We start from the raw sequence: 22,518 nt of genomic DNA, 5'->3' as shown, positions 1-22,518 counted from the left end.
CGTGATCAGCTCCGCTGATCTAGGGCCGGAAATCCGGGCGTGGCGGAACCGGCCAATGGGCCTGATAGCGGCTCTCCGCTGTGAACGGCGGCGTGTGCCGGTCCCCCGTGCGCCAGTTTCCGAACGCGCGCGCCCAGGTCGACGCCTCCTTGGCGTAGGCCCCACCGCCCGCCAGGCGAACGGCCCGGTGCATGATCGAGCGCCGAACCAGGCTGACCCGCAGATCATCCATCGCGTCGAGGAAGATGCGGTCGGCGAAGGCGCGCTGTCCGGGCTCGCCGATCAGGTACAGCCAGTCGTGCAGCACCGCGGCCTTGGCGTGCCGGCCAAACGGCGGGAAGAGGCCGCGCACGGGGGCGGGGATCGAGGCGAAATCCGTCACATAGCCCTCCGGCACATCGACCTGCGCGCCCGAGGCGGGATGGATGTAGCGAAAGCCAAAGGCCACGATCGCGCAGGTCCGCCCCTCCTTCTCGTCCTCGCTGTCCAGCACAGCGACCACCAGCGGCAGCGGCATCATGGGCGAAAGGGCTTCTTCGCCTCCTGCGGACGACGGACTGAGGGGTACGAACGGCATCACCTGTCTCCTCGATCTGGGCTTCGGTTCTTACCGAGGGCTGATCTGGCCAGGCCCGCGCGCGCCGACCGCCACAAACAATTCATAGTTGGATCATCTAGACTTAAAGCTCAATCTCGAACTTGGGGGGGGTGCGATGGTCAGCAAACAGGACATCGAAGCCGCCATTCGGGCCGACCCGGTGCGCGCGGAAGAGGCGCTGCTGGCCCTCCAGTTTGGCGATCAGGCGCCCGTAACCCTGGAGGCCGCCAAGCCCGTGGCGCAACACCATGGCATGTCGGTCGAAGGGGTTCTGGCCTTGCAGCTCGAGAAGCGCCAACTGCTGGAGGCCTATGCGCTGGCGCTCGCCGCGCGCGGAGTCGCGTGCGGTCCGGTTCTGGAACCCGAAGCCGCGCCCGAGGATCAGCGGATCCAGAACCCCAGCGCCCTGGAGCGTATCGGCAAGGCGGCCTGCCGCATCGTGCGGGGCGACCACATCAGCGGGTCGGGCTGCCTGATCGGGCCCAGCCTCGTTCTCACCGCTTGGCATGTGATCGCGAGCGGAGGCCCCGACACGGTGGATCCCGTCCGCGAGAAGATCAGCGTGATCCTGGCGGACGGCTTCCGATACAGCGTCAGCGACGTGCAACGCTATTTGTCGCCCTGCACGTCCGAGGAGTTCGCCAGCCACTTTCCGGCCAATGACGCGGCGTTCGCCGACCGGCATGACGTCGCTCTGCTGAAGCTCCGCCGTCCCGAAGGCATGCGCTTCAAGTTTCTGCGCGTGCCGGACGCGCCGCCCCCTCTGCGCAGACGGGCCGGCCTGTTCGTGCTGGACTTCCCGGACGGTCACTCCAGAGGCTGGGGGATGGGCCATGTGACGCCCATCAACGGCATTCAGGCTCGCGTCCAGCACGACAGCGACAGCGCCGGCGGCTCCTCGGGCGCGGCCTGCCTCAACACCCGCTACGAACTGATCGGCATTCACCAGGGACGTTGGCCGCCCGCTCGCCGGCTGGTCCCGCTGGCCCGCTTTCACGAACCGCTCGTGACCCAGGTGCGGGCCGATATCGCGCCGAGCTTCCTGTGGTCGCTCACCGATGATCTGCGGGGCCCGTTGGTGATTGGCCGTGACCTCTTCTTCGAGGGCCTGGCGGAGGCTTCGCGCCCCGGCGCGAGGGTCCGGGGCCTGCGGGTGCTGCGTATGAACCCGTCGGCCGGCACGACGGGCCTGTCGTTCTCAGCGACGCTGCTGAAGACGATGCTGGACCGCGATCGGTCGCGACACGTCTTGATCCGCATCGGCTTCGATCAGGCTCAACAGGACCTTCTGGGCGCGATCCGCCAGAAGGCCCTCGACGCGGGCCTTCAACTCCCCGCCGAGGACGTCCCCTTCGGCATGCGCGCCGGCGACACCACGCCCGAGGCGGCGGTGGGCGATCAGGCCCGGAGACTGGCGCTGGCCCTGGACCAGGCGATCCAGGCCAGCGGCCCCGACCGGCTTTTGTGGGTCTTCTTCGAGAACCCGGCGGCGGGATTGATCGACAGCGAGCGGATGGCTTTCGAGGCCTTCGTCAGCGCGGCCCTGAAACAGCCCGCGCTGCGGTTGGTGATCGCGGGCTTCGAGACCATCAGCACACCCGGCGGCGACGAGTTCTCCGATGCGGAGGCCGCCACGGCCGCAGGCGCGCCGGGCCTGGTCATCGAGTATGTCGGCCGCTTCTCGCGACAGGAGGTCAGGACGCTGATCCTCCGCGCGGACGAGGCGCTGGGACTGGCGCTGGGCGATCCTGGGGTCGACTTCATTCTCAATGCGGCGCTGGCCGGCATCCCCTCGCAGAACGACTATGTCGACCTCGCCCACAGCGTCGAGGTCGCGGCCCGGCTGACGGAGCGCCTGGTCGATTGGCGTAACACGCAGGAGGCGGGTCGATGAGCGAAACGCCCCTGCCCGATCTGGACGTCAGCGCCCCGTCATTGACGGGGATGAAGGCCGAAGCTGAGGGCTTCATCACGCTGGCCCGGCGCTACGCCGCGCTATCGGGACCGTTCGCCCCGGTCGAGGCGTTGCGCGCCGCCGGCGCGGTCGAGCCGATCGACCTGGCGATCACGGTTTCCTCGGCCCTGGACGCGGTCTGCGACGTCTCCGCGACCGGCGACTGGCTGCTGCGCGCCAGCGAACGCGCCTGGGATCTCAAGCGCCTGAACGATGAGGGGAGCCTGCGGAAGGCCATCGACTGGCGGCGCGATCTGGGCGCGGACCCGGCCACCGCCGACCTGCTGGATGCGCTGCTGGGCAAGGGAGCGTTCTCGCCCAAGGCCATGGCGCGGAGGCTTGAAAGGATCGAGGCGCAAGAGGCGGCCGCCGGACCCGAACTCCGACGGCTGGCGACCGCCCTGGAATGGAGCGGGGTCTTGGCGCCTGCAGACGCCCTGCTGGCGCGTCTCCAGGCCGCCCTGAACCGCACCGACCAGGCGCGCCGGGGCGAGCTGCTGCTGGCGGACGGCTTCCAGGGCCGCGAGCGGGCGGTGGAAACCCTGACCGACTGGATCCGCAATCCGGACCAGGACCCTATCGGCGTCCGGGCGCTGTATGTCAGCGGCCTGCCTGCGATCGGCAAATCGACGCTGCTGGAGCACGTCTTGCGACAGGTGGCGCAACAAGGCGTCGAGACCGTCGTGGTGCGGCTGGACTTTGATCGCGCCAGTCTCGATGTCCTGGACCAGCTGGGCCTGAGCGTGGAGGTCGCGCGGCAGGTCGCCAGCCAGTTGCCCGGCGCTGCGGCCGATCTGCGCCAGGCGCGCCTGGAGGCGATCACCACCCAGGAGGTCCAGCTGAAGGGCGGCGGCCGCAGCGGGATACCCTATGCGCTGATCCAGGCGCTGGCGGTCCAGCTGCAAAGCGCCGGGCGCCGGCTGATCATGGTTCTGGACACCCTGGAGGTGCTGCGCGGGCGAGGCGAAACCCATCCTCGCCAATTGTTCGACTGGCTGGACCAGCTGGCGCGGGCGGTTCTTGTTCCGCTGGTCGTGGTCGCCGCCGGCCGAGGGCGGGCGCTGGAGCCGGTGGCTGACCGGGTGGCCGAAACCCTGGACCTGGATCGCCTGACTAACGCTGAGGCGGAAAGGCTGCTGAGCGCCGCCGACGTCCCGCCCGCCTTGTGGACCCAGGTCATCGACCTGGCCGAGGGTGATCCGCTGCAGCTCCGCCTGTTGGCCACGCTCGCCCGCGATGAGGGCCAAGCCGGCCTCACCGGCAAGGGCGGCGCGACCATCACCCTCTATCGCAGCCTGGAAGCGCGCCTGGGTGGGCGCCACGCCAAGCTGGCGCGCTTCATCCCCCTGTTTCGCCGCCTCAACAGCGAGTTGCTGGGCGCGGTGATGGCGCCGGTCGTGCTTGGCGAACGCCTCAGCCCCGGCGCGGCTGCGGCGCTGTGGACCGAGCTCAAGGACCAGACCTGGCTGATCGCCGGAGAGACGGAGGGCTGGCTCACGCCCCAGGCCGACCTTCGGCGGCGGCTGGCCGGCAAGCTCTATGATGAACACACGCGCCGCGCTGGGGCGTTGCACCGCCGCGCGGCGCGCTGGTTCGCCGAACGGCCCGAGCCGTGGGCGGGCGCCGAGAGCCTCTACCACCGCCTGCAGGCGACGCGTTGGGCGGGACCGGACGCGCTGAAAGGGATGAACCTGGCGGCGGGGGTCGCCTTCCAGTCCGCCGATCTCGAAGAGCTCCCCGAGGCGGCCCGCGACGCTCTGCTGCGGGCGCGGGGCGAGCGCAGCTATGAGGGGCGCGGCGACGCGCCCCTCCCCTCCGGCGAAGTCTCGCCCGCTGCGGCCAACGAACTGCGCATGCTGATCAGCAAGGGCGACTTGGCCGAGGCGAGCCATTTCTATGAGCGCGTCTTGCGCCCCGCCGCCCTGGATCCGACCAGCCCGACCGCCGACGTGGCCCTGACCCTGCTGTGGCGCACCGGTCGCTGGACCGAGGCGCGGCGCCTGGCGGCCGAGCGCGCCTGGACCTTGCCCTGGGACCACGCGCTTTTCGACACCTGGCCCGAAGCGACCCTGGTCCGCCTCGAAATGCAGGCCGAGTTCAACTTCGCCGATCTGCATGGCTGGTTCCGGCAAGACGGCGAGGATCGGCCCGCGCGCGCGGCCCGGTTGATCCGCTCCTCCAGAAACCATCTGGGCTTTGGCGCGCTGGCGTTCGCGCTGGATCCCGAACGCCTCTTCGGCGACCGCGCCAATCCGCCTGCGGCGGTGCTGGCGATGTGGACGCCGGATGCGCCCCAGGAAGGCCTGAACCGTGCGCTGGCCACCGCGCACGAGCGACGCCAGCGCATCGCCGGGGGCGGCGGATCCTCCCTCGCCGCCCCGTCCCGCCCGGACGACGCCATGACCCTGGCCATCCTCTCGCCCTACGGGGATCTTGCCGAAGGCCTGCTGCCGCGCGACCGGGGCGGCGGGCTCTTGCGGCTGCTGCGACATCAACTGGCGGCGCTGCCCGAGGCCGCGTCCGGGCGTCTCGACGGCGCCAATCCGGCAAGCGCCCTGTCGGCGCTGGGCTTCACCGCCGAATGGCTTTCGGCGGCCGGCCTGCTGCTGCGCGATCCGGACCTGCGCCTGATCGGTCGCAGCGCCGAGCGCTGGCGCGCCGCCGCCGCCGGCCGCTGGCGCTACGCGCGGCGTTCCCCCGGCTGGCGCGGCGCGCCGACGCGCCTGGATGTGGTGATCGAAAACCGTCTGGCGACCCTGTTCGAAGCCCCTGCGCCCATCGACGCGGCGCGCGCGCAGCTGGTCGGCTGGGCCGGTGACGACGCCGGCGTCGCGCGGGTGCTCCGGTCAGCCAAGCTCGACGCGGTGCGAGCCGAGTTGGCGAAACAGCCCGAGGCGGCGCCGCGCGAGGCGGCCTCGCGCGCGGCTTGGCAATTCCTGCGGCGCTGGATCCCCGCCGCCTTCGTCCCCCCCCTGGCGATCCTGGCTATCGAACCCGAAGGGATGCTTCGATCATGAGCGACAAGATGGAAGAGAGCCGCAGCCGGCTGGAAAGTCTGCTGCCGCGTCTGGGCAAGGCCGCCGAACGCCTGGCCAGGGATGGCGGGGAAAGCGTGCGAGCGCTCGGCCTGCGCTCGGCTGTTCTCGACGCCGAGACCCTGGCCCGCGCTTTGGACGCCGGCCCCGGCAAGCTCGAAAGCGTCGGCGTGAACCCCATGGCGCTGGAGGCGATCATCCGGCTGACGGGCCGACCGCCGCTGATCGTGCGCAACGATGCGGTCGTCATCGAGCCGCCGCTGCTGGAAGAGTTTCCCATCACCATCACCGGCCAGATCAAGGCCGTCGAACCCGCCCTCGCCTCGGTGGGCCGGATCGAGTTCGTGAACCATGAGATGGCCTGGGGCGGAACGGGCTGGGTCGTGGACAGCGGCGCCGATGACGCCCTGGTCGTCACCAACCGCCACGTCGCCAAGCTGGTCGCCAAGCGCAGCGCCGACGGCCGGGGCGTGTTCCTGCGCTCGCCCTACAGCGGCGCTCGCTATGGCGCGAGCATCGACTTCAACGAGGAGGTCGACGCCCGGGTCACCGATGCGCGCAACGCCTCGGCCACGGCCGTCGAGTACCTGGCCGACGACACCGGGGCCGATGTCGCGCTGCTGCGCGTCAAGCGTCCGCTCAACGCCGCCTGGATCTGGCCCGACAGCATCCCCATCCTGGCCGACGAGGAGGCCGGCCTGGACGAGCTGGTGGCTCTAATCGGCTATCCCGCCTACGATACGCGCAACGACGTGACGGCGATGGAGCGGTACTTCCGAGGCCTCTACGACGTGAAGCGGTTCGCGCCCGGGCGTGTGACCCGCGCTGCGGACTCGGGCGGCGTCATCAGCCACGATTGCACCTCGCTGGGCGGCAACTCCGGCTCGGTGCTGCTCAGCCTCGAGCGCCGCGTGGCCGTGGGTCTGCACTTCGCCGGCCAATATGGGATCGCCAATAGCGCCGTTTCGGCCGCCACCCTGCGTCGCCTGGTGTTCGGCTCGCGCACGACGGTGGCCGGCGCGGTGTTGCAGGAGACCTTTGTCGAAGCCAAGGACGGCCTGCACACGGCCGACGACCTGAAGGATCGCAACGGCTATGTCCCCGGCTTCCTGGGCGAGACGACGCCGCCCGTCCCCTGGCCGACCCTGGCGCCCGAGATCGCCGCAGGGCTGGCCAAGCCGGTCGACGCGCTGCCCGGCCGCCCTCACGAGCTGCGCTACACTCACTTTGGCGTGCTGTTCTCGCAGGACCTGAAGCTGCCGGCCGCCACAGCGGTCAATATCGACGGCAAGCGGGCTGTCCGCATCAAGCGCGGCGAAGACAAGTGGTTCGTGGACGCGCGCATCGACCCGGCCTGCCAGTACACCGCCAAGCACTATGGCGATCAGGCCATCGATCGCGGCCACATGGTCCGTCGCGAGGATCCCAACTGGGGCGACGATGCGATCGAGGCCAACTTCGACACCTTCCACTACACCAACGCCGCGCCGCAGCACGCGCTGCTGAACCAGGGCAAGAGCCTCTGGCAGGGTCTTGAGAACTACATCCTGGACAACAGCCGGACCGAGGGTTTCAAGGCCTGCGTCTTCACGGGGCCGATCCTGAACGGCGACTACGAGTATCTGCCCGAGGAGGGCGATGTCCGCGTTCCGCTCGAATTCTGGAAGGTCGCGGTGATGACCGCAAAGACCGAGGATGGCCAAGACACCCTGCACGCCACGGCCTATGTGCTGAGCCAGGGGCACCTGATCCGAAAGTTGCTGGAGGACCGTCAGCGCAGCGAGGCGTTGGAGGGCTTCCGCCTGGGCGCCTATCGCACCTTCCAGGTGGCGATCCGGGATCTGGAGGCCGCCACCGGCATGAACTTCCACGATCTGCGCAACTACGATCCCCTGGCCGCCACCAAGGCGGGATCGGAAGCGATCGCCCAGGACGAGCCTGTGTTCGTGCCGCTGGAGACCGCCGCCGATCTGGTGCTCTGACGGATCGGCGCGTCGCGAAGGGGACCCGGGCGCTCAGCATGGGCCCCCTTCGTTCGGTCGCGTCAGTGGTTCTCGTGGACGGCGATGACCTCGGGCGCCACCAGTCGCAGCTGGTCGACGGCGACCCGGCCCGCGCGCGAGGTCACCCGGACCACATGCTTGCCGGGCGGCAGAGGGGCCCCGACGGTCGCGGTCAGCTGGTTGTCCAGCACACCCTGGGCCCAGGCGGGCGAGCCCACGGCGCGCGGCCAGCTCACGCGCTGCGGAGCCTGTCCGTTGATGCTGACGTCCAGGGCGATCTCGCCGCCCTGACCGTCGGGGAAGATCGGCAGCACGCCGATCCGCAGGCTGCGCCCTTCTGTCTTCACCTCGACCTCCAGGGTCAGGTCGGCGCCGGCGGCGTCAGCAATCATCACACCGTCGCCGCGTCCGACGCCCTCGACAAACCGCCAGCCGCGATTGGCCTTGAAGGCCTCGGCCTCGAAGACGGGTGATCCGGCCGAGAGCGTGCCGTCGACCTCGGCCAGGAAGGCGGCGGGATCGGCGGTCAGCGCCGCGCCCGGCAGCGGGATGGGTCGGGCGCGATAGATGCGCCATTGGCTGTCGGCAGGCTCCTCGGGCATGAACCAGCGCCACTTGCCGCCGGCGATCTGGTTGTGGAACCGATCGGTCAGGGCGGTGATCTCGGCCTGGGCCTCGACCGCCGCGCCGCCGGCGGAGCGCGCCATGGCCTGCTGGCCGTCGATCAGCGCGTTGTACCGCTCGGCCGCGAAGAACCGCATATTGGCGGCCGCCGAGATGCGGATCGGAAACTCCACCAGCTCGAACCAGGCGTCCTGCAGCGTCGGCGGAACCTGCTGGCTGGTCGCCTTGGTCTCGGCGACCAGGGTCCGGAAGGCCCGCAGGCGCGCACTGACCTCCTTGGGGGTGTAGCTGGACAGATGCCGGTTCTCGGCCACGGGCGGCCATTCCAGGTGCTCAGGCCGGCGTTCGAAGTTCAGGCGATAGTAGCGGTCCAGAAGATCGGCGGTCTTGGTCGCAAGCGCGGGTCCCAGATTGCGGGCCGTCCAGTCGCTCAGAAACTGCTTCTGGCTCTTGCCGCGCCAGCGATCGATGTCCCAGGCCATCTCCAGGAAGTGGCCGGTCCCGATCTCGGCCGGCTTGATGTCGCCGACATTGGCGATCCAGACGTTGCGCGCGCCCTTGTCCCAGGCGTGGATCATCTCCTCCTGCACCAGGGCCGGCGGCGTCGTCGAGAGCCACATGTAGGACAGCGGATAGCCCAGATACGAGAGGTGATAATAGACCCCCGCCCCGCCCTTGCGCGCGGCCTCCTCGGCGCTGGCGAACTGGCGGATGTAGCCGAAATTGTCGTCGGGCCAGACGATGGTGACGTCGTCGGGAACCTTCACCCCCGCGCGGTAGATGCCGAGCACTTCCTTGTAGGGCACGAAGATCTGCGGGATCTTGGCCACGTCGGCGTTCACGTTCTTAGCCAGGATCTCGCGCTGGTCGGCGATGATCTTGTCCAGCAGGGCGACCTTTTCCTCGGTGGTCTTGGGTCCCACCATGCCGGTGTCGTGAATGCCGCGCATGCCGACTGTCCACAGGCTCTCGAAGCCCGCATTGGTCTTGGCCCTCTCTTCCCAATAGGCCTTCACGCCCTCGGGATTGGTCGCGTAGTTGAACCTGGCCGGGTCGTCCTTCCACTCGCCGACATTGTTGCGCAGCATGGCCTCGGCGTGGGACGAGCCCATGACGATGGCGTACTCTTCGGCCAGCTTGGCGTTGGCCGGATCGGAATTGAACGGCGCGGTCGTGTGGTGCATGGCCGGCCACAGGGTGTTGGCCTTCAGGCGCAGCAGCAGGGTGAAGATCTTGCGATAGGTCTTGGGACCGATGTCGCCGCGCTCGGGATCGAAGGTCTTCACCGCCCACGGATAGAGGCCCCAGTCCTCGTCATTGACGAAGATCCCGCGATAGCGGACCGACGGCGGACCGAAGCGATGCACGCCCGCGCGCACGAACAGCGCCTCGCGGCGCTGGGGCGTGACATCGGCCCACCAGGCCCAGGGCGAGACGCCCATGGCTTGCGCCACCTCATAGACGCCGAAGGCCGCCCCGCGCCGGTCGCTGCCGATCACCACCAGGGCCTTGTCGACACCGGGCGCGGGACGGTCGACAGAGGCGATGATGAAGCTTTCCCAGGCGCCCTTGAGCTTGGAGACGTCGAGGCGCTTGGCGGCGACCAGCTGGTCGATGAGCGGGCTCTGGCCCAGCGTCCCGATGAAGATCGCCGTCTTGCCGGCGGGCGTAGCTACGACCGCCGAGCGCTGGCCGGTGACCGTCTGGATGTCATCGGACAGGTCCTGGGCGGCATGCCGCACGACGGCCGCATCGACCGGATCGACCACGAGGGTCGGAACCACGCCCGCGCCGACGAGCTGGAACCCGCCGCGTACGGGCGCGTCCGCGAAGATCGGCGCGGTTTCGGCGATGGCGCGGCTTGGGGCGCGGCTTGGGGCGCCGGCGGCCCAGACCTCACGGGCTGGAACGGCCGAGGAGGCCAAGGCGAGCGCGAAGACCGCCGCGACATGCATCCACTTCATCACCACACTCCCTATGGGCGACACCCAACAGCGCCGCCGCCGCGCCCATGTCCTGGGCGACGTTGTTTAGCCGTCCGTGCGCGTCGCGCCCCGGACGACCGTCTCGAAGTCTTCCAGCCGGCAATCAAAGGCCGGGGCCGCCGTGCCGCAGCCTTGCATGAACACGGGCGCGGACAGCGGCGGGGTCTTGGCGTCCAGCGCAGTCATTTTCCGCAGTTGGGAAAGGCTTTGCCCGGTGAAGCGAACACGGACCACGCGCACGCCGTCATCGCGCCGCCAGCGCTCGAACACGAGAGCCCCGCCCGGCTGAATCTGGTTGGGTTGATAGCCCGGCAAGGCCCACTCCATTCGCAGCAGCCCCCCCAGCGACGCCAGGGTGCCGTCGTGGCCGGCGATGATCACCAGCTTGGCGTCGGCGGGACCGATCGCGGCCGCGCCGTCCTGGAGGGTGGCCGCCAGCCGATCGGCCAGATGGCCGGCCAGGGTCCGGGCTACATAGGGCGTGCGCAGACGCAGATCGAACTCGGCCTGATGCAGGAAGAACGACCGGGTCAGCGCCTCTTCGTCCAGCCCCTTCCAGCCCAGACCCGCGAAGTCGCGGCCATCAGCCCAGGCCATCAGCAGGCTCTCGGTGACGCCCGAGGCGAAGGCTTCCGGCCCCGAAAGGCCAGCCAGCTCCTCGCCGTCGACAAAGCCGGGCTTGGCGTCGAACACGCGGCGCTTACCCGGCGCTGGCGGACACGGACCCTGGTCACACTGCATCAGGAGGGCGTCGAGTTGCTCGGCCTCCGGGTTGTGACTGGCGCTCCAGGCGGCCAGATCGCCGCCGACCCGACCAGCGACGGCGGCGCGGGCCAGGGCGTGGTCGGCCTTCACGATCCCGGCCTTCACCGGCTCGAACATCGGGTCGATGTTGCCCTCGCCCACCGTATTGACGGTGACCGGACATCCCGGCGCCAGAGACCCGGCATAGGCCTTGGCCGTGGCGATGGTGCGCTGGGTGACATTGGCCCAGGCGTAGACGGATGCGCAGTCCGACGGCTTCAACAGCCCCTGGGCGGCGTAGTGTTGGCGATAATAGTCGCCCATCCGCGCGACCAGCGTCTCGCCCCTCGCCGTCAGGTGTCCCGCCGGAACCTCGAAGCGGGGCCAGGGCCGGGCGGAGGTTTCCTCCAACCGCTCCGGACTGGACATGGCCGCACGGACGCCGTGACGGCTGAGGATGACGACCTTTTCCAGCGTCTCGGCCGACGCGGCGCCGGCCGACGCCAGGGCAAGGGCCCCAACGGCGATGCGGAGGGACAGGCGCATGCCGGCTCCTAGAGCTTCACCACGACGCCGCGCCGCGCCATGACATAGCCCAGCAGCCAGCAGACCAGCGTGTAGGCGAGCGCGCACAGCAGCGATCCGAACGCTCCAGGCGCTACGACCTGGAACAGGTTGACGCCGACCCACTCGTAGATCCCCACGCCCGGCGCGACCTCAATCATGCCCAGCACGACCACGAAGAGCTCCGAGAACAGGTAGAGCACCAAGGGATTGAGACCAAACACCTGGAAGAAATAGGTCGCCGGATTGGACGCCTTGCCCTCCAGAACCTTGGCCAGGCCCGCCAGCAGGATGAGGTCGATACCGACCGTCAGCAGCACGAAGCTGCTGGTCCACAGCTTCTTGGCGATCGGGAAGAGCGGGCTCCAGATCAGGCCTGCGAGGATCAGCACAACACCCGCGATCGCCATCCGGCCCATCGCCTGGCTTGAGCCGGGGTTCTCCTTCAGGAAGCGCGCGGCCAGGTAGCCGGCCAGCACATTCACCGTCGACGGCAGCGTGCCCAGCAGCCCTTCCGGATCGAAGCCGCCGTCCTTGCGATAGAGATGGTTCTGACCGATCAGGAACAGGTCCAGACGCGTGCCGGCGTTGCCCAGCTTGGACAGCGGCGCGGCCGGATCGCCGAACGCCATCAGGATCGCCCAGTAGCCCAGCAGCAGGACCGCGCAGAGCGCCACAATCAGACGCGGCGATAGCCAGCGCACGGCGAAGGCGGCCAGCAGGTAGCACAGCGCGATCCGCTGCAGCACGCCCATCACCCGGGTGTCCGAGAACGGGATCAAGGCCCAGGCGCCGTCGACCTTCTTCACGAACGGGAACCAGTACATCAGGAAGCCGAGCAGGAAGATCAGCGCAGCACGGCGCAGCACCTTCACCGTGAAGTCGTTCAGCGGGATCGGCTTCGAGAACGCGAAGGCCATCGAGCAACCGACAGCGAACAGGAACGACGGAAACACCGCGTCGGCGGCCGTGAAGCCGAACCACGGCGCATGGACCAGCTGGGTGTAGGCCTTGGCCCCAGGCCCCGCCGTATTGACGACGATCATCAGAAAGACCGTCAGCCCCCGGAACACGTCCAGGGACAGAAAGCGCGTAGCCGGCTGGCTCATGGCGTCTTCTCCCCGACCCGATCGAGATGGGCGATCAGGACCTTGATCTCGCCGATCGGGTCGGCGGGCTTCTCGCGGCGATAGGCGACCTCGGCCTCGACCCAGGCGCGTTCCCAGGCCACGCCCTCGCGGGTCACGGCGGCCTCATCGAAAGCCCCGGTCCCGGCGGCCTTCAGCGCGTCAAGGAAGCGCGACCAGCGCGGCAGGTAGAACCCGCGGTACAGCCCTTGCCAGGCCTTGGAGGCATAGTCGTTGAGGTTGCCCTCGCCGCCCCAGATGGTGACCTGAGCCTTGGCGTTGGTCACATAGGCCTGGGCGTCGGCGGGCGTGTCGCCATAGGCGCGGGCCTCGTCGATCCAGGTCGCCAGGGTGTCGGGTTGCACGCCCAGCAGCTTGTCGATCGACAGCGCCAGCGCCTCGATCTCGACCCGCGCCGCGTCGCCGGCGGCGACATCGCCTCGGCGGTAGGCGGCGACGGCGACCTGCAGCAGGTCGTCGATCCGCATCGTCGCGAGATGGCGTGTCGCGTCGGTCAGGTCCAGGACGAACAGCGGCTCCTTGGCGTAGGCGGGGGCCAGGGCGGTCAGCGCCTTGACGGCCGCCTCCAGCTTGGCGCGGTCGCCCGGATGCTGCGGGAAGTCGCCGACCGTCGCGGTGGGACGCTTGAAGAAGAGATAGGCGCCGGCCTTGCTCTTCCACCAGCGCGGCGACCAGTAGCGGGTCGAGAACGCCGCCTCGATCAGCTGGCCCAGCGCCGCATCCAGCGCCGGCGAGGTCTTGCCGTAGCGCGCGCGGGCGTAGCGCGACAGCCAGGCGGGCAGCGACGCCTGACCCTCGCTCCAGGCCAGGTCGTAGACCGCCTCATAGACGATCGAGTTGTTGTGCAGCCCCTCGGGGAACATGCCAAAGCCGGCCAGCTTGCGGGCGTCGGGATTTGCCGCGATGGCCGGGATGTCCTGGCGATAGAAGCCGAGATCCCCGTAGACCGGATTGCTGCCCCCGTAGTTGTGGACGTAGCCGTAGATCCAGGGCTTTCCGCCGAACGCCTTGGCGTTCTTCCAGACGTTCGGATAGCGATCGTTGCCGATATCGAGGATCATCAGCTTGTCGTCGGGCACCAGGCTCAGATAGGCCGAGATCGCCGCCGGATCCCAGAAGTGGGAGTCCGCCCCGAACAGCCAGCCTTGCATCACCCAGACCGCGTCGGGCCGCGTCTGGCGGATCGAGTCGTAGATCGCCTTGCCATAGGCGGCCAGGCGCTGGGCCTTGAGGGCCGGGTCGACCTCGACCTTGGTCTTGGTCACGGCGGTGTTGGCGGTTCCGTCGCCATAGGCCGCGTCACGGGCGTCCGCGCCGTCGGCGTTGATCGGCGGCAGCATCTCGTTGAACGAGTCGGCCAGATAGTAGGTCCCAGCCCCGAAGGTCTCGGTGTAGAGCGCCAGGAAGCGGCCGGCGATCTTGGCGAACAGAGGATCGGCCGGATCCAGCCAGTAGGTCTCGTGGAAGCCTTCCCAGGGCCGCATGCGATAGATGCGCGCCTTCGGGTTCTTCGCGGCGAAGGCCTTGGGCACATAGCCGCCGAACGCCGGCAGGATCGGGGTCATGCCCAGCGACCGCATACGACCCAGAATCTTGACCTGCAGGTCCTTCTTCTTGTCGATCCAGGCGGTCGGCAGAGGCGCCTTGTAGCCCTCGATGTTGCCCATCCGGTGCCAGGGCGTGAAGGCGGGACCTGAGAAGTAGTCGGCCAGCTCGGCCTCGCTCAGGCCGAACTCACGCCACAGCGCGCGCCAGACATACTCCTGACCTTCCATGGCCAACGGCATGTCGATCCCATGCGCGGCCATCCAGTCGATCTCGCGCGTCCAGCGGCCCCAGCCCCACCAGGGGGTCGTGTAGCCATAGGTGCAGGTGTTCAGATAGGCGCGATGGCGGAACGGCGTCTCGACGCGCGCGCCCGCGCCCGCCGGAACAGCGCCGGCCTGGACGACCCGGTCGCCCTCCCAGCTGACATGCGCCAGACCCGCCTGGCGCAGATGGGCGTAGGCGCCGCGGACCAGGGCCACGGGGCTGTCGCCGGAAATGGAAAGAGAGCCGCCCTTGCCGGCGATGGCGTACCAGGAGCGCTCCGCGCCCGGCGAGACGGTCAGATGGGCTCCGGCCAATCGGCGTCCGAAGAGCCGCTTGAGGCTGGCGCGCGCAGCGGCGGCGCCGTCAGTGGAGCTTGCGGCCAGGGCGGGGGGCGCCACGAGCGCCGCAGCGGCGAGGCTTAGCGCCTGACGTCGGTTCAGAAGAGCTTTCATCGGCATCAGGATCTACGAAAAGGCGCGCCCGCCGCCTAGGAGATCGCGTGCGGCGGGCGCCAGGAGGAGCCTCGCCCGTCCGACGGGCGAGGCAGGAAAAGACGCAGCGCTCAGGGGAGGAAGGACGAGCGCCGCGTCGAACGCGTTACATCTTGTATTGGAACGACAGGAAGTAGCTGGGACCGGTGACCGCGGTCTCCTGCCAACGGCTGGCGTTGATCAGGTAGGCCTCTTCCTGGGCGTTGTTGATGTTCATCGCCGCGAAGGCGAAGCTCAGACGCTCATTGAAGTTGTAACCCAGGTTCAGATCCAGCTGAGTGCGCGCCTTGATCGTGTGACCCAGCGGACCGGCGAAGAAGCTTTCCACCGAAGTCTGGTCATAGGCGCTGCGGTAGTTGGCCGACAGACGGGCGCTGAACTTCTGGTTTTCCCAGTAGACGGTGCCGTTGGCGGTGTGCTCCGACAGGTTGGCCAGACGGAAGCCGGTGGTCGACTTGGCCGGGGTGACGTGGGTGTAGTTGGCGATCAGGCCAAAGCCTTCGATCGGCAGCCAGGCGTCGAGCGACTGCTGCCAGTTCACTTCGTAGCCATGGATGTCGACGACGCGCGAGTCGTTGAAGCTTTCGGTGATCATGTAGTTGTCACCGTTGGCCGCGACGCAGACGCCGCTGGAGTCCCGCGACAGCGCGACGGACTCATAGCTCGTGGGGCAGGTGAGCTGGCTGAAGACGCCGTTCTTGACCTTCTTGGAGAAGTAGCCGGCGCTCAGACCATTGCCCTGGCCATAGTACCACTCCAGCGTCAGATCGAGCTGGTTGGCGGTCATCGGGTTGAGGTTGCCCTGGCCCGACGAGATCGTGAAGATGCGGCGGCCCGTCGTGTCGGTGGCGCTGGTCATCGTCCGGGCCAGCTGGTTGCTGGAGTCGATGATCGGACGCACCAGCACCTTGGCGGCGGCCACGCGCAGCAGCAGGTTGTCGGTCAGATCGACGCTCAGATTGGCCGACGGCAGCAGGTTGTCGTACGACTTCTTGGCGGTGTAGTTGCCCGCCACCAGCCGGACCTCGGTGTTCTGAGGATTGGCCGAACCGCCGACATAGCCCTTGATCGTCTGATCGGTGCTTTCGTTACGCACGCCGATATTGCCGCGGAACGTCTTCGACAGCACTTCCCCGCGCAGGTTGGCCATCGCATAGACCGAGGTCAGGTCGCGCTCGACGCGATAGCTGCCCAGCGGGTCGAAGCCCTCGTACACCGAAATGCCCTGAGCCTTGAGCGCTTCCCGATAGGCGTCGAGGTTCGGCGACACCCAGGCGTCCGGCAGGGTCATCTGGCCGTCAAGGAAGTTGGTCACCGCGATGCCGCTGTTGGCCATGGTCGGCGAGAAGGACGCCGGGACAACCTGGTTGTCCTTGCGGATCACGTAGCGCTTGAGCACCTCGCTGCGCGTCTTGGCGCCGACCTGCACCGACTCCAGGATGCCCCAGTCGAGATAACGCTTGGCGTCGAACTGCGCGGCGCTCTCGTGCGAGCCGACCGTGCGGAAGGCGCCGGTCGGATAGGTGTTCCGGATCAGGGTGGTGGGGGCGTACTGCGCGGTGTTCGTCAGCGCCGTAGACGTCGTGAAGATGACGTTCTTCGGATCGGCGATATCCACCGTGGCGCTCGGGATGTTGATCCCCAGAACCGCAGCTTCTTCGTTATGCTTGGCGTTGCCGCGCGAATAGTGCGCGACGGCCTTGAAGTCCCATTTTTCGAGGCCGGTGTAGTGGAGCTTCGTCGTCAGGGCGCTGGTCGACTGCGGACGGTTCTCGTACTGTTGGTTGTTCTCCAGCCGGAAGTTGTTCACCTGCACCTTGGTGGAGGTGCCGTTCGCCACCGTGATCGGCACGACGTTCGAGGCCGAAGGCGTGGTGAACAGGAAGACCTGCTGGTGAATGTTCTGGGTGGTCTTGTCCTCGGCGTAGGTGCCGATGAGGTCCATCTGCAGGTGGTCAGTCGGCTTCCACTGGACCGCGCCGTTGATCATGCTGCGCTTGGTTTCGCGGTCGATGCGGCGATAGCGCAGGCGGGCCGGGGTGTAGACGTTGTTGCTGACGGTCCAGCGGTCCATCCACAGATAGTCGCCGCGGTCCTTCAGCTCCTGATAGCCGCCGCCCAGGAAGACACCCAGCTTGCCGTCCAGGAAGTGATCGACATAGGTCAGGCCGTACTTACCGGTCGGGTTGCCGCCGATGAGTTCCTGCTGCTGCAGCTTGCCCGCCACGATGATCTGGCGGCCCTTCACGTCGAAGGGATGGACGGTGTCGATGTTCACCGTGCCGGCGAGGCCGCCTGCGTCCATGTCGGCCGTCGGCGACTTGTAGACCTGGATGCCGGACGCCAGCTCGGTCTGAATGACGTCGTAGCGGAAGCCGTCGGTGAAGTTCGAGCTCTTGAAGGCCTGACCGTTCACGGTGGTCAGGGCGTACTGCGGGCCCAGACCCCGGATGCTGATCGTCGAGCCGCGGCCGTTGATGGCCGAGATCTGGACGCCCGGAATGCGCTGGATGGCTTCCGCGATGTTTTCCGACGGGAACTTGCCGATGTCTTCCGACGAGATGCCGTCGGAGACGCGGACGTCCTTGCGCTTCACTTCCAGGGCGGTCGCCAAGCTCTTGCGGAAGGCCGTGACGATCACTTCGTCAACGGCGGCCTGGTCCGCGGCCGGCGCCGGCGTCGACTGGGCGAGCGCGGCCTCGGCGAAGCAGGCGCCGCTCAACAGCGCGATCACGAAAGCCTTGCGGCGACCAGCGGTCGCAGTGGTCTTGGTATTGGTCATCTTTTGTATTCCCCCTTGACTAAGCGGCGCGAAGACGGACTGCGGCGACGTCGCGCATTGCAAGCATGATGCAGACCATTCGAGTACCTTTTTCAGAACTCTTGGCCGAACGATAAGGGCTGCGACGTTGTCGTCGCAAAGCCTTAAGCCACTTATTTTTTTCACTTTTTAAGAGGCGACCAGACATTGGGCGCCACCTGACTTCGGCTCAAGCGGAGAGCCGATCCTTTCCTCCATTTTATATTTTTTATTCAGATACTTATCCGCTCTACAAGCGCCGATCAGCGCCCGTTCGGATAATACCATTGTGATGCCTCCTTAAGAGTCATCCGGAGCCTGAAGTCCAGCGCTTGCGACCTGCGCGCGCGTGCGGCGCAGAGGCTCGCGTGATGGGCTGCGGCGCGCTGATCCTAGGGTCGAAGCACCTCCGCGATCCGCTCGGCGTGTGGGCCGATGATGATGTGGACGGCGCCGGGCGCGACGGCGGCAAAGCCGCGCACGCCTGCGGTGTGAAGGGCGGCTTGGTCGACGCGTTCGGGGTCGTTGAGGACGACGCGCAGTCGGCTGGCGTGGGCGGAGAGGTCGCGGAGGTTGTCGGCGCCGCCGAGGGCGGCCAGGAGGGCCTTGGCCGCCTGGGAGACGTCGGGGGCCGGCGCGGTGATCGGCGCCGGCGGAGCGCTGATGGCGTGCCGGATCTCGCCGGCGACCGTGTCGGCGATGGGACCCAGCACCACCTGCAGGGCCTTGTCGGAGGGCCGGACGACGCCCCGGGCGCCCAGCGCCTTGAGGGCCGGGTCGTTGACCAGCCCCTGGTCGACCACGATCAGCCGCAGACGGGTGGTGCACGCATCGACGCTGACCAGATTGGCCGCGCCGCCCAGCGCCGCCAGCATGTCGGCCCCGCGCCCGCCGCCGGTGGTCACCGCCTGGGCGGAGGGCGGCGCCTCGTCCTCGCGGCCGGGGGTCTTCAGGTCAAAGCGCACGATCGCGAACCGGAAGACCCCGTAATAGAGCGCGCCATAGACCAGCCCCACCGGGATCAGCAGCAGCGGGCGCGTGGCCTTGTTGAAGTTCAGCACATAGTCGAACAGACCCGCCGAGAACCCAAAGCCCAGCTTGACGTCCAGCATGTTCATCAGGGCCATCGACAGGCCCGTCAGCAGCGCGTGGATGGCGAACAGCACCGGCGCCAGGAACATGAACGTAAACTCGATCGGCTCGGTCACGCCGGTCAGGAACGAGGTCAGGGCCAGCGAGCCCAGCATCCCCGCCACCGCCTTGCGACGCTCGGGCCGCGCGGTGTGCAGCATGGCCAGGCACGCGGCCGGCAGGCCGAACATCATCACCGGGAAGAACCCGCTCATGAACGCCCCGGCGGTCTTGTCCCCGGCCGCGAACCGGTTGAGGTCGCCGGTGACCCCGTTGAAGTCGCCCAGGATGAACCAGACCACATTGTTGAGGATGTGGTGCAGGCCCGTGACGATCAGCAGGCGGTTCAGAAGGCCGTAGACGACCAGGCCCAGGTTCCCGGAGGCCGTGACCAGCCCGCTGAGGCCGTCAACGCCGGCCTCCAGCGTGCTCCAGAACGCGCCGAACAAGAGCGCCAGCACGACGCCGGCCAGGCCCGCCACGATCGGCACGAACCGCCGACCGCCGAAGAAGGCCAGGTACTCGGGCAGCTGGATGGTGCTGTAGCGGTTGTAGAGCGCGCCGCTGATCACGCCCGAGAGGATGCCCACCGGGATCGACAGCTTGCCGATCTCCTTGGCCTTCCAGGCGGCTATGGCGAGATCCTTGGCTCCCTCGACCGCCTTGGCCGCCACCTCGGGCGGGGCGACCAGCAGCGCCTCCACCCCCTTGGTGGCGATGACATAGCAGACCACGCCCGCCAGGCCGGCCGCGCCGTGGTTCTCGCGGGCCAGGCCCACCGCCACGCCGATGGCGAAGATCAGGCCAAGGCTGGCGAAGATCGCCCCGCCGGCCGCGCCGAAGGTGTTGGCCACCGTCAGCGACACCCCGTGGGTCATGGTCGCGAGCGCCGGCGCGCCCAGCAGGTCCGGCTGGCCGATGCGCAGGAGCAGCGCCGCCACCGGCAGCACCGCGATCGGCAGCATCAGGGCCCGGCCCAGCGGCTGCAGGATCTCGAGCGGAGACCTCATGGGTTCAAGCCTCCGAAGGGGGTGTTGGTCTGGCCTTGCACGAGCGCGCGCACCGCCTGCGGCGAGGTCTGCGCCAGGGCCTCGTTGGCCAAGGTCCGGCAGGCCTCCAGCGACAGCGCCCGCACCCGGGCCTTCACGTCCGGCGCGATCGAGGCCGTGGTCGACAGCTCCGCGACCCCAAGACCCAGCAGGATCGGGGTGGCGTCCAGGTCCGAGGCCAGGCCGCCGCACACCCCCACCCAGCGATGATGCCTGGCCGCGCCCTGGCAGGTCTGGTCGATCATCCGCAGCACCGCCGGGTGCAGGGCGTCGATGCCGGCGGCCAGTTCCGGGTTACCCCGGTCCATGGCCAGCACGTACTGGGTCAGGTCATTGGTGCCGATCGACAGGAAGTCGGCCTCGGCCGCCAGCAGGTCGGCGGTCACCGCCGCCGCCGGGGTCTCGATCATCACCCCCAGCTCGACGCGATCAGTGATCCCAAGCTCGCGCTTGGCCTCCTCCAGCACCGCGCGCACCGCGCGCAGCTCATCAAGGCTGGCCACCATCGGGACCATGATCTTGCACTGGCCCCGCGGCTCGACCCGCAGGATCGCGCGCAGCTGGGCCTTCAACAGATGCGGCCGCCACAGGCTGACCCGCACCCCGCGCAGGCCAAGGGCCGGGTTCTCCTCGGCCGGGATCGGCAGGTAGGGCGCAGCCTTGTCGCCGCCGACATCCAGCGTTCGAATGATCAGGGGCCGGCCGTCCAGGGCCTCGGCGATGGCCTGATACTGGCGGGCCTGCTCGTCCTCGTCGGGCGGGGTCTCGCGGTCCAGGAACAGGAACTCGGTGCGCAGCAGGCCCGAGCCCTCGGCGCCGTTGGCCACGGCGGCCTGGGCGTCGGCGACCGAGCCGGTGTTGGCGAAGACCTCGATACGCACCCCATCGCGCGTCACCGCCGGCTCATGGGCGGCGGCCTTGGCGGCGGCCTTGCGCTGCTGGCGTTGGGCGAGCGCCGTCTGCGCGGCTTCCAGGGCCTTGGCGTCGGGGGCCACGCGCAGGGTTCCCGCATCGGCGTCCAGGATCAGGGTCGCCCCGTCCTTGACCTTCGACAGCGCCCCGCCGACGGCCACCAGGGCCGGGACGCCCATGGCCGCGGCCAGGATGGCCACGTGCGAGGTGGGCCCGCCCCGCGCGGTGGCGAAGCCGGCGAGGGCGGCGGGGTCTGCGCCCATCAGCTGCGAGGGCAACAGCTCGTCGGCCAGCAGGATCGAGCCCGGCGCCAGCGCCGCGCCCGTCTCTTCCTCGCCGCTCAGGGCGCGCAGGACCTGGCGTTCCAGGTCGATCAGGTCGTCGACCCGTTCGGCCATGCGGCGATCGCCCAGCGCCTGCAGCGCCTGGACATAGCCGCCCACGGCCTGGCGCCAGGCAAAGCCTGCGCTCTTGCCCTCCACGATCAGGCGATGGGCGCCGGCGTAAAGTTCGGGGTCGTCGAGGAACGCCTGGTGAGCCGCCAGGATCGCCTTGCGGGCCTTGTCGCCGGTCTCGGCGGCCTTGCCGATCCGGGCGCGGACCGTCTCCAGGGCCGCGGCCAGGGCCGCTTCCTCGTGGGCGAGGCCCTCGCCGGCCTCGCGCACCACAATCTCGGCGGTCGACAGCCGCACGGCCTTGCCGATGGCCAGGCCCGGCGCGGCCAGCACGCCCCTCAGCACCCCGTCGCGCGGCAGCGGCGCCGGCGGGGGCGGTTCGGAGGGTTCTGTCTTGGTCGGGGAGGCCTTGGCGCCCACCGGCGCGCCCTCGCCCATGCCGCTTTCGATCAACTCGGCCAGGGCCGTCACCGCCGCCTGGGCGTCTGGGCCAGAGGCCAGCAGCTGGATCGTGTCGCCATGGCGGACAGCCAGCGACATCAATCCCACCGGGCTCCTGGCGTTGGCCCGGCGAGGGCCGGTCACCAGGGTCAGGTCCGACGCGAAGGTCTTGGCCATCTGCGCGATCTGCGCGGCCGGGCGGGCATGGATTCCATGGGCCAGGGGCACGATGATCTGGCGGGTGATCTCATCTGCGGTTCCGGGCGCAGCGGCGAGCGTTGCGCCCGCGATCGGCGACAGCTCCATCAGGAACTGGCCCACGCCGACCTCGCGGTCCTGGTCGCGACGCACGATCTGAAACGCCTCCAGATTGGTGATCACCACCGGGGTGATCAGGCTGCGGGCGCGTTGGGCCAGGAGGTCAAGGTCAAAGCCGATCAGCCGATCGCCCGCCTTCACCGACTGGCCGTCCTGGACAAAGACCTCGAAACCCTCGCCGTTCAGGGCGACGGTCTCCAGGCCGATATGCATCAGGATCTCAGCGCCGTTCGTCGCCCGCAGCGTCACGGCGTGACAAGCGCGGTGCACGTTCACAACGGTCGCGTCGCACGGCGCATGCAATGTCGAACCCAGCGGATCAATCGCCAGTCCGTCGCCCAACATCCGCTCGGCGAATACGGCGTCCGGCGCCTCCTCCAGCGCCGAAACCCAGCCCCGCAAGGGGGCCGTGAGCACCAAAGCTGACATCTGAATCCCCCTTTCCGCCAGCGTCCAACCGGCGGGACGCACTACATTCCATTTTAATACCATTTGGCAAGGCCACTTTTGCAAT

Annotated in this window: 11 protein-coding genes; 3 read left to right on the top strand and 8 right to left on the bottom strand. The window is 68.6% G+C overall.

Going from position 1 to position 22,518, the window contains the following annotated elements; translation table 11 throughout:
• Positions 1 to 19 precede the first annotated feature (19 nt).
• Positions 20 to 577 carry a DUF1353 domain-containing protein gene (locus OVA11_RS05765; RefSeq protein ID WP_024265566.1) on the bottom strand — a complete coding sequence of 186 codons (558 nt, stop codon included), beginning with the start codon at positions 575 to 577 and terminating at the stop codon, positions 20 to 22.
• Positions 578 to 713: 136 nt separating this feature from the next.
• On the opposite strand from OVA11_RS05765, the gene OVA11_RS05760 reads away from it, so the two are divergent.
• The 3 genes from OVA11_RS05760 to OVA11_RS05750 are packed head-to-tail and all read left to right on the top strand — an operon-like array spanning position 714 to position 7,569.
• Complete coding sequence (locus OVA11_RS05760; protein ID WP_268066578.1) at positions 714 to 2,492, top strand: trypsin-like serine peptidase; 1,779 nt, start codon at positions 714 to 716, stop codon at positions 2,490 to 2,492.
• Positions 2,489 to 5,569 carry an ATP-binding protein gene (locus tag OVA11_RS05755; RefSeq protein WP_268066577.1) on the top strand — a complete coding sequence of 1,027 codons (3,081 nt, stop codon included), beginning with the start codon at positions 2,489 to 2,491 and terminating at the stop codon, positions 5,567 to 5,569. Before OVA11_RS05760 ends, OVA11_RS05755 begins: the two co-directional genes overlap by 4 nt.
• Positions 5,566 to 7,569 (top strand): DNA/RNA non-specific endonuclease, encoded by a 2,004-nt coding sequence (locus OVA11_RS05750; RefSeq protein ID WP_268066576.1) that lies wholly within the window; start codon positions 5,566 to 5,568, stop codon positions 7,567 to 7,569. The genes OVA11_RS05755 and OVA11_RS05750 overlap by 4 nt, the downstream gene beginning before the upstream one ends.
• A 62-nt stretch (positions 7,570 to 7,631) precedes the next feature.
• Here the strand turns inward: OVA11_RS05750 and OVA11_RS05745 are convergent, their stop codons facing one another.
• The 7 genes from OVA11_RS05745 to ptsP all read right to left on the bottom strand — a co-directional run bounded on the left by OVA11_RS05745 (position 7,632) and on the right by ptsP (position 22,517).
• The gene (locus OVA11_RS05745) at positions 7,632 to 10,169 is read right to left on the bottom strand and encodes a glycosyl hydrolase 115 family protein (RefSeq protein ID WP_268068901.1); all 2,538 of its coding nucleotides are present in this window, start codon (positions 10,167 to 10,169) and stop codon (positions 7,632 to 7,634) included.
• 75 nt (positions 10,170 to 10,244) lie between these two features.
• The gene (locus tag OVA11_RS05740) at positions 10,245 to 11,489 is read right to left on the bottom strand and encodes a histidine-type phosphatase (RefSeq protein WP_268066575.1); all 1,245 of its coding nucleotides are present in this window, start codon (positions 11,487 to 11,489) and stop codon (positions 10,245 to 10,247) included.
• Between the two features lie 8 nt (positions 11,490 to 11,497).
• A complete protein-coding gene (locus tag OVA11_RS05735) occupies positions 11,498 to 12,616 on the bottom strand; it encodes an acyltransferase family protein (RefSeq protein ID WP_268066574.1) in 1,119 nt (372 codons plus the stop codon).
• Complete coding sequence (locus OVA11_RS05730; protein ID WP_268066573.1) at positions 12,613 to 14,925, bottom strand: alpha-N-acetylglucosaminidase; 2,313 nt, start codon at positions 14,923 to 14,925, stop codon at positions 12,613 to 12,615. The genes OVA11_RS05735 and OVA11_RS05730 overlap by 4 nt, the downstream gene beginning before the upstream one ends.
• 139 nt (positions 14,926 to 15,064) lie before the next feature.
• Entirely contained in the window at positions 15,065 to 17,836 is a 2,772-nt protein-coding gene (locus tag OVA11_RS05725; protein ID WP_268068900.1) for a TonB-dependent receptor, read from the bottom strand.
• Between the two features lie 314 nt (positions 17,837 to 18,150).
• A complete protein-coding gene (gene nagE / locus OVA11_RS05720) occupies positions 18,151 to 19,899 on the bottom strand; it encodes an N-acetylglucosamine-specific PTS transporter subunit IIBC (RefSeq protein WP_268066572.1) in 1,749 nt (582 codons plus the stop codon).
• A complete protein-coding gene (gene ptsP, locus OVA11_RS05715) occupies positions 19,896 to 22,517 on the bottom strand; it encodes a phosphoenolpyruvate--protein phosphotransferase (RefSeq protein WP_268066571.1) in 2,622 nt (873 codons plus the stop codon). Before ptsP ends, nagE begins: the two co-directional genes overlap by 4 nt.
• Position 22,518 lies beyond the last annotated feature (1 nt).

This window comes from Caulobacter sp. SL161 (assembly GCF_026672375.1).
Taxonomy (GTDB): domain Bacteria; phylum Pseudomonadota; class Alphaproteobacteria; order Caulobacterales; family Caulobacteraceae; genus Caulobacter.
This window is presented reverse-complemented; position numbering and strand designations above follow the sequence as displayed.